This window comes from Pseudomonas sp. 1D4, assembly GCF_001728925.1.
GTDB classification, from domain to species: Bacteria; Pseudomonadota; Gammaproteobacteria; order Pseudomonadales; family Pseudomonadaceae; genus Metapseudomonas; species Metapseudomonas otitidis.
Window position 1 is genome coordinate 14070 of record NZ_LXJQ01000068.1, and the last position, 13809, is coordinate 27878.

The 13809-nt window shown below is 67.0% G+C and carries 17 protein-coding genes; all 17 read left to right on the forward strand.

Annotation, left to right across the window (positions count from 1 at the left end; translation table 11 throughout):
- Positions 1-6: 6 nt before the first annotated feature.
- The 17 genes from A7D27_RS24550 to A7D27_RS24625 all read left to right on the forward strand — a co-directional run bounded on the left by A7D27_RS24550 (position 7) and on the right by A7D27_RS24625 (position 13771).
- Positions 7-2226 carry a VapE domain-containing protein gene (locus A7D27_RS24550; RefSeq protein WP_069566406.1) on the forward strand — a complete coding sequence of 740 codons (2220 nt, stop codon included), beginning with the start codon at positions 7-9 and terminating at the stop codon, positions 2224-2226.
- Complete coding sequence (locus A7D27_RS24555) at positions 2223-2603, forward strand: hypothetical protein (protein WP_069566407.1); 381 nt, start codon at positions 2223-2225, stop codon at positions 2601-2603. Before A7D27_RS24550 ends, A7D27_RS24555 begins: the two co-directional genes overlap by 4 nt.
- A 601-nt stretch (positions 2604-3204) precedes the next feature.
- The gene (locus A7D27_RS24560; protein ID WP_069566408.1) at positions 3205-3585 is read left to right on the forward strand and encodes a hypothetical protein; all 381 of its coding nucleotides are present in this window, start codon (positions 3205-3207) and stop codon (positions 3583-3585) included.
- Positions 3575-3952, forward strand: coding sequence for an HNH endonuclease (locus A7D27_RS24565; RefSeq protein ID WP_256557207.1), 378 nt, complete (start codon positions 3575-3577; stop codon positions 3950-3952). Before A7D27_RS24560 ends, A7D27_RS24565 begins: the two co-directional genes overlap by 11 nt.
- Positions 3953-4139: 187 nt before the next feature.
- On the forward strand, positions 4140-4583 hold the full coding sequence (locus tag A7D27_RS24570; RefSeq protein WP_170832325.1) for a phage terminase small subunit P27 family: 444 nt from the start codon (positions 4140-4142) through the stop codon (positions 4581-4583).
- Positions 4546-6375 carry a terminase large subunit gene (locus A7D27_RS24575; protein ID WP_069566410.1) on the forward strand — a complete coding sequence of 610 codons (1830 nt, stop codon included), beginning with the start codon at positions 4546-4548 and terminating at the stop codon, positions 6373-6375. Before A7D27_RS24570 ends, A7D27_RS24575 begins: the two co-directional genes overlap by 38 nt.
- Positions 6372-6545 (forward strand): hypothetical protein, encoded by a 174-nt coding sequence (locus tag A7D27_RS28440; RefSeq protein ID WP_170832326.1) that lies wholly within the window; start codon positions 6372-6374, stop codon positions 6543-6545. Before A7D27_RS24575 ends, A7D27_RS28440 begins: the two co-directional genes overlap by 4 nt.
- A 3-nt stretch (positions 6546-6548) precedes the next feature.
- On the forward strand, positions 6549-7817 hold the full coding sequence (locus A7D27_RS24580; protein ID WP_069566411.1) for a phage portal protein: 1269 nt from the start codon (positions 6549-6551) through the stop codon (positions 7815-7817).
- A complete protein-coding gene (locus A7D27_RS24585; RefSeq protein WP_069566412.1) occupies positions 7814-8767 on the forward strand; it encodes a S49 family peptidase in 954 nt (317 codons plus the stop codon). Before A7D27_RS24580 ends, A7D27_RS24585 begins: the two co-directional genes overlap by 4 nt.
- Positions 8768-8831: 64 nt before the next feature.
- Positions 8832-10148 (forward strand): phage major capsid protein, encoded by a 1317-nt coding sequence (locus A7D27_RS24590; RefSeq protein WP_069566413.1) that lies wholly within the window; start codon positions 8832-8834, stop codon positions 10146-10148.
- Between the two features lie 50 nt (positions 10149-10198).
- Positions 10199-10537 (forward strand): hypothetical protein, encoded by a 339-nt coding sequence (locus A7D27_RS24595; protein WP_069566414.1) that lies wholly within the window; start codon positions 10199-10201, stop codon positions 10535-10537.
- Positions 10538-10539: 2 nt separating this feature from the next.
- Entirely contained in the window at positions 10540-11091 is a 552-nt protein-coding gene (locus tag A7D27_RS24600) for a hypothetical protein (RefSeq protein WP_069566415.1), read from the forward strand.
- A 1-nt stretch (position 11092) separates the two neighbouring features.
- Positions 11093-11647 carry a hypothetical protein gene (locus A7D27_RS24605; protein ID WP_069566416.1) on the forward strand — a complete coding sequence of 185 codons (555 nt, stop codon included), beginning with the start codon at positions 11093-11095 and terminating at the stop codon, positions 11645-11647.
- Positions 11644-12249, forward strand: coding sequence for a hypothetical protein (locus A7D27_RS24610; RefSeq protein WP_069566417.1), 606 nt, complete (start codon positions 11644-11646; stop codon positions 12247-12249). The genes A7D27_RS24605 and A7D27_RS24610 overlap by 4 nt, the downstream gene beginning before the upstream one ends.
- Positions 12249-12683, forward strand: a complete 435-nt coding sequence (locus A7D27_RS24615) for a hypothetical protein (protein WP_069566418.1) — start codon at positions 12249-12251, stop codon at positions 12681-12683. Before A7D27_RS24610 ends, A7D27_RS24615 begins: the two co-directional genes overlap by 1 nt.
- Before the next feature lie 25 nt (positions 12684-12708).
- Positions 12709-13476 (forward strand): hypothetical protein, encoded by a 768-nt coding sequence (locus tag A7D27_RS24620; RefSeq protein ID WP_069566419.1) that lies wholly within the window; start codon positions 12709-12711, stop codon positions 13474-13476.
- A 52-nt stretch (positions 13477-13528) separates the two neighbouring features.
- Positions 13529-13771, forward strand: a complete 243-nt coding sequence (locus A7D27_RS24625) for an RING finger protein (RefSeq protein ID WP_069566420.1) — start codon at positions 13529-13531, stop codon at positions 13769-13771.
- The last annotated feature ends 38 nt before the right edge of the window (positions 13772-13809 follow it).

Consider the following 13809-nt stretch of genomic DNA (forward strand, 5'->3'; position numbering starts at 1 on the left):
CACGAATTGCTCGATGACCTGCTGGCCCAGCTGCAGGCCGGCGGACTGGACCCGGACACGCCCCTGATCATCGGCCAGCGCACCCGCTGCCGGGCCGAGGGCGACAAGGGCAAGGCCCGCACCGGGTTCTATGTGATCTATGAGCACCTCAGTGGTGGCAAGGCCTTCTACGCCGGTGCCTTCGGGTCCTGGCGCGAGGGCGAGAAGGGCGCGTTCCACAAGCTCAAGCCCGCCGGCGGGCGCATGAGCGAGGAAGACCGCAAGGTCATTAGGGCCCAGGTCGAGCGCCAGAAGGCGGCCGAGGCGGACCGCATTGCCCGCCGCCAGGCCGGTGCCGCGCGCCGGGCTGCTGGCATGTGGAAAGCGCTGCCGGAGACGGGGCGCTGTGGCTACCTGGAGCGCAAATTGATCGTGGCCCTGGGGCTCAAGTTCGGCCGCAAACCGGATACCGCCCTGGTGCCCATGCGCAACCTGCGAGACCAGATCGTCGGCCTCCAGGTGCTGATGGGCGTCCCGGATGCCGATGGCCTCACCAAACGCTATTGGCCCGCCGGCCTGGACCCGGTGGGCGCGTTCCACCTGTTGGGGCCGGACCCGGAGCCGGGCTGCCCGCTGCTGATCTGCGAGGGCTACGCCACCGGCGCCAGCCTGCACATGGCGACGTCGCTGTGCGTGGCGGTGGCGTTCACTGCCGGCAACCTGATCCCGGTGGCCGAGGCGATGCGCGAGCGCTACCCGGGCCGGCAGTTCGTGTTCTGTGCGGACGATGACTGGCAGACGAAAAACCACGCGGGCGAGCCGTGGAATCCGGGCATCGAGAAAGCCGAGAACGCGGCCAAGCTGGTGGGCGGCCGCGTGGTGTTCCCGGTGTTCTCCGGCGAGCGCGCCGAGAAGTCGACCGACTTCAACGACCTGCACGTTGCCGAGGGGCTGGACGCGGTCCGGCGCCAGGTGCTGGCGGTGGTGCGTCCGCCGGCTGATGGCGGTTGGCGGGCGGCCTTGCATCGCACGGCTCAGGGTGCTCTGGTGCCGCACGCGGTCAACGTGCAGTTAATCCTGCAGAACGACGACCGTTGGAATGGGGTGATAGCCGAAGACCTGTTCAGCTGCCGCACGGTGAAGCGCCGGGCCACGCCCTACGGTGGTCGAGCGGGGGAATGGAGCGACCTCGACGACACCCGCACCTCGATCTGGCTGGCCGAGCAGTACGGCCTGCGTTGCAAATCCGTGACGGTGATGGAGGCGGTGCAGGTGGTGGCCCATGACAACCAGTACCACCCGGTGCGCGAGTACCTGGCCGGCCTGGAGTGGGACAAGGTGCCGCGTGTGCAGACCTGGCTGCGGACCTACCTCGGTGCTCGGGCGCTGGCCGATAACCCGGCTTACCCGGACATCATGGGGATGCGCTGGCTGGTGTCGGCAGTGGCCCGCGTGATGGTTCCCGGGGCCAAAGCGGACTGCGTGCTGATCCTGGAGGGGGTGCAGGGGCGCGGCAAGTCGACGGCGCTGGGCATCCTGGGTGGCGAGTGGTTCATGGATACCCCGTTCCCGCTCGGTGACAAAGAAGCCTATCAGCAGATCCAGGGCATGTGGATCGTCGAGCTGGGCGAGCTGGACGCCTTCAACAAAGCTGAGTCAACCAAGGCGAAGCAATTCTTCGGGGCCAGCAAGGACGTGTTCCGGCCCAGCTATGGGCGGCGTTCGATCAGCCTGCCACGGCAGTGTGTTTTCGCGGGTACGACCAACCAGGACGAGTACCTGAAAGATCCGACGGGCAACCGCCGCTATTGGCCGGTGGACTGCCTGAGCGTGGATCTGGAGGGGTTGCGAGCTGTACGCGACCAGCTGTGGGCCGAGGCCTATCAGCTGTACCTGGATGGCACGCCCTGGTGGCCGCAGGCTGACGAACGCGCGATGTTCGAGGCCGAGCAGGACGTCCGCTTCCAGGGCGATGCCTGGGAGCCCAGGATTGTGTCCTGGCTGGAGAGCAACCCCTGTGAGTCGGTCACCAGCGACGTGCTGCTGGAGAAGGCGCTGAACCTCGATCCGGGGCACTGGGGCAAGCCCGAGCAAACCCGCGTCGGCCAGGTGATGCACCGCCTCGGCTGGCGCCGCCGGCGTGGCGCACCCCAGGGGCGTGGCGGCGTGCGTCCCTACTCCTACATGCGCCCCGACAGCTGGCGCACCGGGCAGTTGACCCTGCCGGATCGGGGGCCGGTCGTATGATTCGATACATCGACGAGGCGTTGAAGCTGTGGGCGGCCGAGCTGCACCCGCCCGAGGGGGATGCGCCGATTGCGGCTGGATCGGGGGGCAGCGTTCTTGCTACCCTGATCCAGTCCCAGGGGGTGCTGATCCGTAGCACGCGAGGGAGCCGCGTCCTGTTGGATGAGGCTGCCGAGATCGAGCTGTTGGTGAACAAGCATCTCGCTGATAGGGAGCGACAGGTGGTCATTGAGCATTACACCAACTACGACAGCACCGACAGGCAGCGATGGCAGGCCTGTGGCTGCGGTCGAACGCAATACTACGAGCGGTTGCACCAGGCGCATGTGTCTCTGGAGCAGCACTTGGTCAATCGATTTCGGAAGCGCGCCGCATGAGGCGCGCTTTTTCGTCTGTGCCCCACATGGCCAACCTGTTTCGGAGGTGGATCACGCTACAGGCCGCGCAGGCTGTGGCGTGTCCCACGTCCCCCACTTCTGCCGACTCCCGCGTAATGCGCACACAGGGCGCGCGTACCCACGCGCTAGCGTGCGCTCGCGGGCGCTCGCACATTTATTAATTTTTCCCTATGACGTGGGGTAAGTGGGGAACACTAGAGAATATGCGGGGTCAGGTGCTGCCCAACCTCTTTCGAGGTTAGGCAGGTGAGGCAGAGCGCCTGCGGCGCAGTAGCCAGGGTAAGGATAATGCGCCGATCTTTCCGGGATCACTCCCGGACCGAGTAGGGTTCTTTCGCTGGTGGCAGCCATGACCCATTGTTGCCACCGGAATCAGGGGGTATAAATCCCGCATCTTCGAAGAAGTCCGCTCAAGGGCACTTCGCCAAACCCGGCCACCGCGCCGGGTTTTTTGTTTTCGGCGCCGTGGGGTTCCCCACCCTGGTCAGCGGCGCCCGCCCACGGACGGGCACTCCCATAGCCCCGCCTCGGCGGGGTTTCTTTTTGGCCCGACGAGGGCAGAGCGATGAGGAAAGCAATCATGACGGAGCCAGCTACCACAGCTGTTGGCGGCCTGGCCCTGTACAAGTTGGGCGCCCTCGGGGCGTTCGCTACCGTGGCCGTCGCCGTCGTAGTGATGGCCATGACCCTGCCGCGCACCGCCCGCGAGTTCACCGTGGCGCTGATCAGCACCGTAGTGGCCAGCCTGCTGGGTGGCGCGTTCGTGATCCGCTGGCTGGATATCGGCCACTGGATCAACGACGACATAGGCCTGCTCGGCCTGGGCGCGGTGGTGTTCGTGTGCGGCCTGCCCGCCTGGGTCTCGGTGCGAGGCTGGTTCGCCTACACCGAGGCGAGCAAGGGCCGCTCCCTGCTGGAGCTGATCCGCGAGCTGCGCGGGGCGGTGAAGGGTGAAGGCTAAGCCCCGCCCGCTGAGTTCGGCCGCCAAGGGCTACGGCCATCGGTGGAAGCTGGCCCGCGCCGACTTCCTGCGCCACCACCCGCTGTGCTGTTTCTGCCTGGAGCAGGGGCGGAACGTGCCGGCGGTGGTGGTTGACCACAAGGTCGCGCACCGCTTGGGCGATGCCCGGCGAAGTGGCGATGCCGAGCGCATCGCTGCCGCATGGCGCCTGTTCTGGGATCGCGCCAACTGGCAGCCGCTGTGCCGGCACTGCCACGACTCCATCAAGCAGAGGATGGAGAAGACCGGCCGGGTCCCGGGCTGCACCGTCGAGGGGCGCCCGGTCGACCCCGGCCACCACTGGAACCGCCCGCCCCCGAGGGGGTAGGGGGGGGTAAAAAACTTCCGCCCGCCCCAGCCTCGAACGACGGGGGGAACCGCGTTCGCAACGCCGGGAAAAATGGGGAGGGGGGGTTAGACCTGGAGGGATCACTATGGCTGGGAATGCAAACTCCGGCCGCTCGCCGCTTCCGGCTTCCGTTCACATCCTGCGGGGCGACCCGAGCAAGCAAGGGATGGCGGCGTTGATGGAAGCTGCGCGCCAGCCGGCGGTGCCGGTGGCGGTGCCGCCAAAGCCCGACTTTCTGTCCGAGGAGGGCGCCCAGGAATGGGACCGCGTGACCGAGGCCCTGCTAGCGCTGGGCTGGATCAGCACGCTGGACATGATGGCCCTGGCCACCTACTGCGAGGCGGTGGGCGACTGGGTGCGGTTCCGGCGGAAGATTGCCGAACTGAACAGCGAGCTGGATCACGCGGGAGACGTCCAGACCTTCAAAACGGGCGCCAAGCAGCTGAGCGTCTGGCGTCAGCTGGCCAACGACGCCGAATCCCGCGCGAACAAAGCGGGGGCGGCCTTCGGCTTCACCCCCATCTCGCGCCGCGCCATGAAGGCCCTGGCGCCTCAAGGCGAGCTGTTCCCCAATGAACCCCGAGACGCACTCGACCAATATTTCAGCTGACTGCCGCGTCCTGGCGTTCGTTCACGCTGTCCAGGCCGGGCAGATCATCGCCGGCCCCGATGTCAGGAACGCCTGCCAGCGACACCTCAACGACCTGGCCATGGGGCCCATGCGTGGGCTGGTCTGGAGGGCCGAGGAAGCGCGCCGCGCCATCGGCTTCTTCGAGGACGTGCTGCGCCTCAACGGCGGCGAATACGAGGGCGCGCCGTTCCTGCTCGCGCCCTGGCAGGCCTTCGTCATCGGCAGTCTGTTCGGCTGGTATGTCGACGACGGCCGGCGCCGCTTCCGGCTGGCCTACATCGAGACCGGCAAGGGCTCGGGCAAGTCGCCCCTGATTGCCGGCATCGGCCTCTACGGCCTGGTATCGGACGGCGAGATGCGCGCTGAGATCTACGCGGCCGCCACCAAGCGGGACCAGGCCATGGTGCTGTTCCGCGACGCGGTGGCCATGGTGAATATGTCGCCCTCGCTGCGCACCCGCATTGAGCAGTCCGGGCGCAATGAGAAGATCTGGAACCTGTTCTACTCGCGCACCAACAGCTTTTTCCGGGCGATCAGCTCGGACGACGGCCAGTCGGGTCCACGGCCGCACATGGGCCTCCTCGACGAGGTCCACGAACACAAGACGAACGCCGTCGTCGAGATGATGCGCGCCGGCACCAAGTTCCGCCGCCGTGCGCTGATCGCCATGATCACGAACAGCGGATCGGACAAGAACAGCACCGCCGGCCAGTACCATGAGCACGGCGTGCGGGTCTGCCGGGGTGACGTCGAGGACGACACCTTCTTCGCGTTCATCTGCTCGCTCGACGAGGGGGACGACCCCTTCAAAAGCGAGGCCTGTTGGCCCAAGGTAAACCCCTCGCTGGACTACATCCCCGAGGGCCGCACCGATGGTATCCCCGGGCGCAACTACCTGCGCGAGCAGGTGCTGGGCGCACGCGGCATCCCCTCGAAAGAGGCGGTGGTGCGGCGCCTGAATTTCTGCGAGTGGACGGCGGCAGAGAATCCCTGGATCGGCGGCGACGTCTGGCTGGGGGCTACGGAGCCGGTGCTGATGCGGGTTCTACGGAATCGCCCGTGCGTGGCTGGCCTCGACCTGTCCAGTACCACCGACCTGACGTCGTTCGTGCTGCTGTTCTACCCGACCGAGGCCGACCCGCACTGGCGGCTGTTGCCGTATTTCTGGATGCCGGACCACGACCTGGAAGCGCGCGAGCGCCAGGACCGGGTGCCCTATCGGGTCTGGATCGAGCAGCGGCATCTCGAAACCACCCCAGGGCGGGCCATCAGCAAGCTCCACGTCCTGCGGCGCCTGCAGACGATCTGCAGCTACTTCGACGTGGTTCGGATCGGTTATGACCGCTGGCGTATCGAAGACCTCAAGCAGCTGATGATCGAGCACGACATTGTGCTGCCCGAGCTGGTCTCGTTCGGCCAGGGCTACCAGAGCATGGGGCCGGCCGTGGACGAGTTCGAGCGTCGGCTGCTGGGCATGCCCACCCGGCCCGAGGGCGACGGCGAAGGCGGCAGCAGCGAGGAATTCCAGCTGGAGCCCGATGCGCTAGAGCTGGTCGAGACCCTGCGCCACGACGGCAACCCGGTGATGACCATGTGCGCCGCCAACGCGGTGACCACGTCCGACCCGGCCAACAACCGCAAAGTGGACAAGGCGCGTTCAAACGGCCGCATCGACGGCATCGTCGCGGCGGTCATCGCCACGGGTGTCAGCGGCTCCGCGCCGCCTGATGCCGGTGATTCCATCTACGACAAACAAGGGGTCGGCATATGAGACTCGCAATGGTCATTGCGTCCTGGCTGGCTGGCCTGCTGGGCTTCGGCCTGGTGGTGGCCGGCGTGGCGCAGTGGAGCCCCCCGGCTGCCTGCGTCGTGGCTGGGGTTGGGCTGCTGGCCTGGGCCCGGCTCGCGGACCAGGCCGCCGCCCGGCTCAAGGGAGGTTGACCCATGTTCTTTTCCTCACTGACCGGCAAGCGCGAGGGCAACCTGGTGGCCGCTGATAGCGGCTTCTGGCGTGGCCAGCTCGGTGGCGGTCGCAACAGCGCCGGCGTCCGGGTCACCCCCGAGACGGCCCTGGGCGTGCCGGTGCTGCAGAACTGCGTCACGCTGTACGCCGAGTCACTGGGGCAACTGCCCCTCGAACTGTACCGGCGAGGCCAGAACGGCCAGCGTGAGTCAGCCGTGAACCACCCGGCCTATGACGTGCTGCGCTACGCCCCGAACGGGTTTCAGACCCCGTATGAGCGAATGGAGTGCCTGCAGGTCGCCGCCGGCCTGCGCGGCAACGGTTACAACCTGGTCGAGCGGCGGGAGGATGGGAACATCACCGCGCTCTGGCCCCTGGATCACGACAAGGTCCAGGTGCTCAAGGGGGCGGACCTGTTGCCGTACTACCGCATAGGCGCCTCCGAGCCGCTGCCCGCTCGCCACATCCACCACGTCCGGTGGCATTCGCTCAACCACTACACCGGCCTGTCGCCCATCGAGCTGCATGCCGAAACGGTGGGCATGGCGCAGGCGATCCAGCGCTACACCGGCAAGTCGTTCGCCAACGGCGTGTCGGTCGCGGGCGTCATCGAGCGCCCCCTCGAGGCGGCGCCCATCAAGGACCAGGGCACCATCGACCGCATCGTCGGCCAGTGGGGCGAGAAGTTCTCGGGAGTCGACAACGCCCGCAAGGTCGCATTGCTGCAAGAGGGCATGACGTTCAAGCCGGTCACCATGACCCACGCCGACGCCGAGATCGTGAACCTGTTGAAGCTCACCGGCACCGACGTGGCGCGGATCTACAAGGTGCCGCTGCCCATGGTCAACGACCTGGAGAAGGCCAATTACAACAGCATCGAGCAGCTGCTGATCCAGTTCGTGGTCTTCGGCCTGCTGCCGTGGGCCAAGCGCCACGAACAGGCAATGATGCGGGACTTCTTGCTGCCCCAGGACAGGCGCGACTACTTCATCGAGTTCAACCTGTCCGGCCTGCTGCGCGGTGACCAGAAGTCCCGTTATGAGGCCTATGCCATCGGCAGGCAGTGGGGGTGGCTGTCGGTCAACGACATTCGGCGGCTGGAGAACATGCCCCCGGTGCAGGCCGGCGACACCTACCTGCAGCCCCTGAATATGGTGGATGCATCGAAGATCCCCGACCCCAACAACCCCAACGTGCGTGCGCAGCTGGAGCTGCAGCAGGCCGAGATTGCGAGGATGCTGCAGCAATGAAACGACACCTCAGAGCCTCCAGCCTGCTGTTCAATCAGCCGCTGCTGGTGACGCCCGACATGCTGGACCTGGGCGTCCGCTGGGCCAACCAGGCCATGAGCCTAAACATCATCAACATCGGCCCGGCCCCCGGCACGGTCGGCCTGTGGGACGACGATGACAGCTACGTCTCCATGGAGGCGCGGCTGCAGGAACAGCGCCGCGCCACCATCGCACGCACCGGGGTGGAAGTGATCCCCGTGCATGGCGTGCTGGTGAGCCGGGGCAGCCACATCAACGCCTGCGAGACCATGACCAGCTATGAGGGCCTGCGGGCCTCACTGCGCCAAGCGGTGGACGACCCCATGGTCGAGCGCATCGTGCTGGATATCGACAGCCCGGGCGGTGCTGCCGTCGGGGCGTTCGAGATGGCGGCCGACATCCGCGCCATGAGCCAGGTCAAGCCCATCACCGGCCTGGTGAACTTCATGGCCTACAGCGGGGGCTACCTGCTGGGCAGCGCCTGCAGCGAGCTGGTCGTCAGCCAGACCTCCGGCGTCGGCTCCATCGGTGTCATCGCCAGTCACATGGATCGCTCACGGATGGAGGAACAGGCCGGCGTCAAGGTCACCACCGTCTATGCCGGGGCTCACAAGAACGACCTGAGCCCCCATGAGCCCCTGAGCGAGCAATCCCTGCAGGTGCTCAACGACCTGGTGCAGGAAAGCTATGAGCTGTTCGTCAGCGCGGTGGCTGAGTATCGGGGCCTTTCCCCGGCCCAGGTCCGCGCAACCGAGGCCGGCCTGTTCCGTGGTGCCAAGGCCATCGACGCCGGCTTGGCCGACCGGCTGCAGAGCCCCCAGGACGCCGTCGACGGGCTGTCCCGTGCTGTAGCAGAGGCGCGCGCCGCCCGACCCGGTGGCCGCGTCAGCGTCCGGGCTGCGGCCCTGGCGATTCAAACCCAACTCTGACCGCGTTCGCGGCAGTCAACCGAGCCTGCCCTGTGCGGGCTTTTTCATGCCTAGGAGGCAAGCAATGTCCCTCGTACTCAAACTGCGTAGCGAACGCGCCGAGCTGAACGAAAAGCTCCAGACCCTGGCCAAGATCGAGGCCGGTGGCGGCGCGCTCACCACCGAGCAGCTGGCCCAGTTCACCGAGCTGGAAGCCCAGTTCAACGCCCTCACCGACAAGATTTCCCGCGCCGAGATGGCCGAGCGTGCCGCCGCTGCGGCAGCGGTGCCGCTGAATGAAAGCGCCGCCGGCATTCAATCGCCGCCGGCCGGCCGCATCGAAGGCCCCTACGGCAAGCCGTTGGCCGGTGCCGGCATGGCACAGATGGTGCGCCTGCTGGCCCAGGCCCAGGGCAACCAAGCGCAGGCGGCTGAGCTGGCCAAGGCGGGCGGATTCGACCAGGGCGTGCAGATGGCCCTGTCCACCGTGACCCCGGGCGCGGGCGGCGTCCTGGTGCCGGAGAACTTCTCCACCGAGGTGATCGAGGCGCTGCGCCCCAAGTCGGTCGTCCGCAAGATGGGCGTGCGCAGCTTGCCGCTGAACAACGGCAACCTCACCATGCCGCGAATCACCGGCAACACCCTGGTCACCTATATCGGCACCGAGGAAGACATCCCGGTGACCGGCATGACGTTCGGGGACACCCAGCTGTCCGGCAAGAAGGCCACCGCCCTGGTGCCCATCTCCAACGACCTGATCCGCAACGCGGGCGTCAACCCTCGCGTCGACCAGTTGGTCGCCAATGACCTGTTCACCAGCATGGGGCTGTCGGAAGACCTGCACTTCATCCGTTCCGATGGCGGTGCCGGCAAGCTGCCCAAGGGCCTGCGCTACTGGGCCCCGGCCTCCAACGTGATCGAGGCGCCTGCCAGCCCCAGTCTGCAGCAGCTCGACCTGTTCCTGGGCGGCATGATGCTCCGCGTCGAAACGGCGAACGCCGAGCTGAACGGCTGCGGCTGGCTGATGCACCCGCGCAGCCTGCGCTGGCTGCAAGCCCAGCGCGATGGCAACGGCAACAAGGCCTATCCCGAGATCGACGCGGGGATGTTCAAGGGCTACCCGGTGGGGTTGAGCGCTCAGATCCCCGTCACCCTCGGCGCTGCCGGCGACGAGTCCGAGATCTACTTCGTGAACTTCGCCGACATGATGATCGGCGAGGACATGGATCTGGTCATCGACTTCAGCAAGGAAGCCACCTACAAGGACGCGGGCGGCAACACCGTCAGCGCCTTCCAGCGCGACCAGTCCCTGGTCCGCGTGATCGCCAAGCATGACTTCGGCCCCCGCCACGCCGAGCTGATCGTGGTAGCGACCAAGGTGACTTGGGGCAAAAACATGTAAACCCACCGCCCCGCCCGGCCGGGCGGGGCTCATGACTGGAAGGTGAACCCATGAGCGACAAAGTAGCGGTGCGCTTCCTGCGCGCCTGGAGCCCGTTTTTCTGTGGTGATGAGACGCGACTGCCCGAGGCAGATGCGGAAAAGCTGGCCTCGGCCGGCGTGCTGGAGCTGACGGCAGGAGCTGGCAGCGCCACCGGCAACCGCTCCGGCCGGCCGGCGGCGAGCAAGGGCGGCGGCAAGGGCGGCAAGAACGCCAAGCCGGAGACGGAGCCCACGCCGCCCGGCCCGGGCGATGAGGGTGGCGATGGTGACGACATTCCCACCCCTCCGCCCGGCGAGGGCGCAGGCGGCGCCGACCCTGACGACGGCGCTGACGACGAGAAGCCCTGACCATGGCCCGCCGGATTGCCTACGTAGAGCCTCCAGGGGTGACCCTGGAGGACGTGGCGCGGCACTGCCGCATCGAGCCGGAGGACCTGGAGAAGCCGCTGATTGAGGGCGTCATCATTCCCGGCGTCATCGCGCAGGCAGAGGAGCGCACGGGCGCGGCAATCCGTCCGGCTGAGTACGTCGAAGAGTGGCCGGAGTCCTATGGCTCCGGTCACCCGCTCGATGTCGGGCAGGCCGCCCAGGTGCTGGAGGTGGCCCAACTGCAGGCCGACGGCAGCGCCCTGCCGCTCACCGTCGCTACGCGGCTGGAGCAGGGGCAGCGGGAGAGCTTCTTGCACTTCCCTGCAGGCCGGCCTCCCGGTCGGCTGCAGATCCGTTACCGGGGCGGGCTCGACCTGGACGCCCACCCCTCGGTGCGGCTGTGGTTGCTGATGCATGCCGCCACGGCGAACGAGAACCGGGAAACCCTGGTGGTCGGAACCATCCTGACCCAACTGCCGGCCACCTACCTGGACAGCATGCTGTCCGAAATCACCGTGCCGCCGAGGTTCTGACATGCGAGCTGGACAACTGCGACACCGGGTCCGGGTACTGTCCCTGACCCAGGACATGGAGGTCCGCGCCCATGGCTGCCGAGCCATGAGCATCCGCACCAAGGATGCCGGCGACGTGCCCGCCGCCTCGGGCCTGCGGGTGCCGGCATTGGTGGACGTGCGAGCACGCTGGAGCGCCGAGCTGCAGCAGGGGCGCTATCTGGTGCATGGGGCGCGCCTGCTCCGCATCACCAGTGCCCGCGACTTTCGCGGCGACCGTGCCGAGCTGGCCATGAGCTGCGAGGAGTTCGTGGGCATCCCCGCCACCGTCCAGCGCGAGGGCCTGGCCCCGCGCTGTTGCCGGGTGTTCCTCGCCTTCGACGTGCCCTTCCTCAATGCCCAGTACGACCAGGCGCCTGTCCTGCGGACCTATGCCGAGGTGGCGCTGATCGAGGCCGGTCGGGTGGAGGAGGGGGACCAACTGGAGGCGGACGGCGTGCGCTATACCGTCCTGTCCCTGGCGAAAGAGAGGGATGACGGCGTGGTGCGCGGCCTGTGGCTGGAGGCTGAGTCATGAGGCTGGCCGTATCGCTCCAGGGCGAGCAGCAGGCGCGGGCGCGGCTGGAGGGCATCAAGAACGGTTTCGAGCGTGTCCTGCGGGGCGCGCTCAACACCACCGCCACCGAGGCGCGGAAAACCCTGTACGTCCAGCCCCTGGGCGTGGCGTTCAAGGGGGCGTCCGTGCGCAAGCGCCTGGTGATCAAGCGGGCTCGCAGTCGGCGTCTGAATGCCCGAATCATCCCCTCCAGCTCCGGCGTGGAGGTGATCCAGTACAAGCGCTGGGGGTTCGACCCCATCAGCCCGACCCGAGCCCGTGTGTGGGTGATGGGGCCGGGCGGCCGAAAGATTGCCGCCGGCTTCGTCAACCCCGCCGGGGACAAGCGGCAGCCGCTGTCCACCCGCAGCAGCCGGGCACGTTCGGTCGGGCCTGGTGCGCGTAACCCGCAGGTCACGTCCTACACCTACCGGCGCGCCCTGCAGAACGCCCAGGGGCCGAGCGTCGCCTACTGGTTCCGCCAACTGACTACCCCCAAGGCGGTGCGCTGGGTGAATGCTTTCCTCCAGCAGGAGGTCGAGCGCCGCATCCGCCGCGAGCTGATCCGCACAGGAAGAGCCTGATGACCAACGCCAGCAAACGGCGCGAGCAGGTGCTGGAGCGCCTGCGCGCCATCAACCCCGGCAACGGCTACGCCCTCGAACTCAAGCGGGTGTACGCCCGCGAGAAGATCCCGGACAAGGCCCCGCGCCCCTTCGCAATCCTCCGGCGAGGCGTCGACCAGCTGACCGGAGTGGCCAGCCTGCAGGGCGCCCGCGTGCGTGCCTACCAGGTCGAGATCGTATTTCCCGTCACCGTCACGGACGACGACCTGGACCTGGCCGAGGTGGAGGTACTCCGGGCCCTCGGTTTCGGCCAGACGGACCCTGAGCAACAAATGCCCGGCCTGGTCGAGGAAGACCAGAGCAGCGAGGTGGTGGACGGCGCCCACAACGGCGTGGCCGCCGTCTCGCTGCTGATCAACATCGGCGTCAGCTACGTCGAAACCTACAACTGACCGGCCGCAGGCCGAGGAGCCAATCATGCTCAACACGCAAATGTTCCGGGGCCCGCTGCTGGTGGCGCTCTATCCTGGGTGGGACTTCGAAGAGGTTTTCATCCTGCAGAACCTGTCGGCCGAGCCGACCACCAACGAATCGACCATTCCGGACCCCCGGCGTCCCGGCCTGCCGCCGCTGGACCAGGTCACGTCCACCAGCCAGATGGTCATCAGTGGCGAGGCCGTCTCGTTCAGCGCCCAGGCCGCCGCCATCGCCATGTATGGCAGCGTCGAGCGCGTCCCCCAGGGCACGGTCACCGACGAGGAGCACGATGCCCGCGTCGGGCGCGTCATCAAGCTCGACAAGCTGACCCTCGACGTGACCGAGGTCACCAGCGCCGACGGCGCAACGACCTACACCAAGAACATCGACTGGGCGGCGGTGCCGGGCGGTCTGCGGATTCTGCCGGGTGGCCCCCTGGCCACCGCAATCGGCGCTGTCAGCGGCACCGATAAGAAGCTGCCCATCAAGGCGAGTTACAGCTACCCGACTGTGGACTTGGTCAAACCGTTCGTCACCGGGCAGCGGTTCTACCGGGTCATGCTGCCGCAGCGTAACGAGGCGGGCGACCAGGAGCTGCGCCGCATCGTCGGCCGTTACTGCAAGATCGCCCTCAACGGCGGCATCCCCCTCAACCCGGGGCAGGAGTTCGGCACCGTCCCGGTGCAGATCACGATGCTGCCCGACCCGCAGATCTTCGACCTCGACGAAGCCGCAATCTGGCATTGGGAAATCGAGAACAAGGACTGATCGCATCCATGGCATCTGCTACATTGGCCGCGTGGTCGAAAGGGAGATTGCCATGGAGCTGTTCGTAACCATCATCGTTGTGGTGCTGGCTATCGCGTTCTTGCGCGGATTTGACCGTATTGCTGGGCGGGGGCCGTCACAGATCAGTGAAGGCTTGAGGCAGTACGGCTCACCCAAACAGGGGTTCTCCCTGTTCAAGTTGAAGCCGAAGCGGGTGCCATGTCCGGCCTGCGCTGAGATGATCTTGCCGCAAGCAACCAAATGCCCGTTCTGTCGAACGGACATAGAGCGATGAGCCATCACTAAGAGACCCGCCTCGGCGGGTTTTTTTAT

Excerpts from the sequence above, each read along its gene's own strand:
- A7D27_RS24555 (WP_069566407.1), top strand. The coding sequence starts at position 2,223 with ATGATTCGATACATCGACGAGGCGTTGAAGCTGTGGGCGGCCGAGCTG.
- A7D27_RS24560 (WP_069566408.1), top strand. The coding sequence starts at position 3,205 with ATGACGGAGCCAGCTACCACAGCTGTTGGCGGCCTGGCCCTGTACAAG.
- A7D27_RS24570 (WP_170832325.1), top strand. The coding sequence starts at position 4,140 with ATGGCGGCGTTGATGGAAGCTGCGCGCCAGCCGGCGGTGCCGGTGGCG.
- A7D27_RS24575 (WP_069566410.1), top strand. The coding sequence starts at position 4,546 with ATGAACCCCGAGACGCACTCGACCAATATTTCAGCTGACTGCCGCGTC.
- A7D27_RS28440 (WP_170832326.1), top strand. The coding sequence starts at position 6,372 with ATGAGACTCGCAATGGTCATTGCGTCCTGGCTGGCTGGCCTGCTGGGC.
- A7D27_RS24580 (WP_069566411.1), top strand. The coding sequence starts at position 6,549 with ATGTTCTTTTCCTCACTGACCGGCAAGCGCGAGGGCAACCTGGTGGCC.
- A7D27_RS24585 (WP_069566412.1), top strand. The coding sequence starts at position 7,814 with ATGAAACGACACCTCAGAGCCTCCAGCCTGCTGTTCAATCAGCCGCTG.
- A7D27_RS24590 (WP_069566413.1), top strand. The coding sequence starts at position 8,832 with ATGTCCCTCGTACTCAAACTGCGTAGCGAACGCGCCGAGCTGAACGAA.
- A7D27_RS24595 (WP_069566414.1), top strand. The coding sequence starts at position 10,199 with ATGAGCGACAAAGTAGCGGTGCGCTTCCTGCGCGCCTGGAGCCCGTTT.
- A7D27_RS24600 (WP_069566415.1), top strand. The coding sequence starts at position 10,540 with ATGGCCCGCCGGATTGCCTACGTAGAGCCTCCAGGGGTGACCCTGGAG.
- A7D27_RS24605 (WP_069566416.1), top strand. The coding sequence starts at position 11,093 with ATGCGAGCTGGACAACTGCGACACCGGGTCCGGGTACTGTCCCTGACC.
- A7D27_RS24610 (WP_069566417.1), top strand. The coding sequence starts at position 11,644 with ATGAGGCTGGCCGTATCGCTCCAGGGCGAGCAGCAGGCGCGGGCGCGG.
- A7D27_RS24615 (WP_069566418.1), top strand. The coding sequence starts at position 12,249 with ATGACCAACGCCAGCAAACGGCGCGAGCAGGTGCTGGAGCGCCTGCGC.
- A7D27_RS24620 (WP_069566419.1), top strand. The coding sequence starts at position 12,709 with ATGCTCAACACGCAAATGTTCCGGGGCCCGCTGCTGGTGGCGCTCTAT.
- A7D27_RS24625 (WP_069566420.1), top strand. The coding sequence starts at position 13,529 with ATGGAGCTGTTCGTAACCATCATCGTTGTGGTGCTGGCTATCGCGTTC.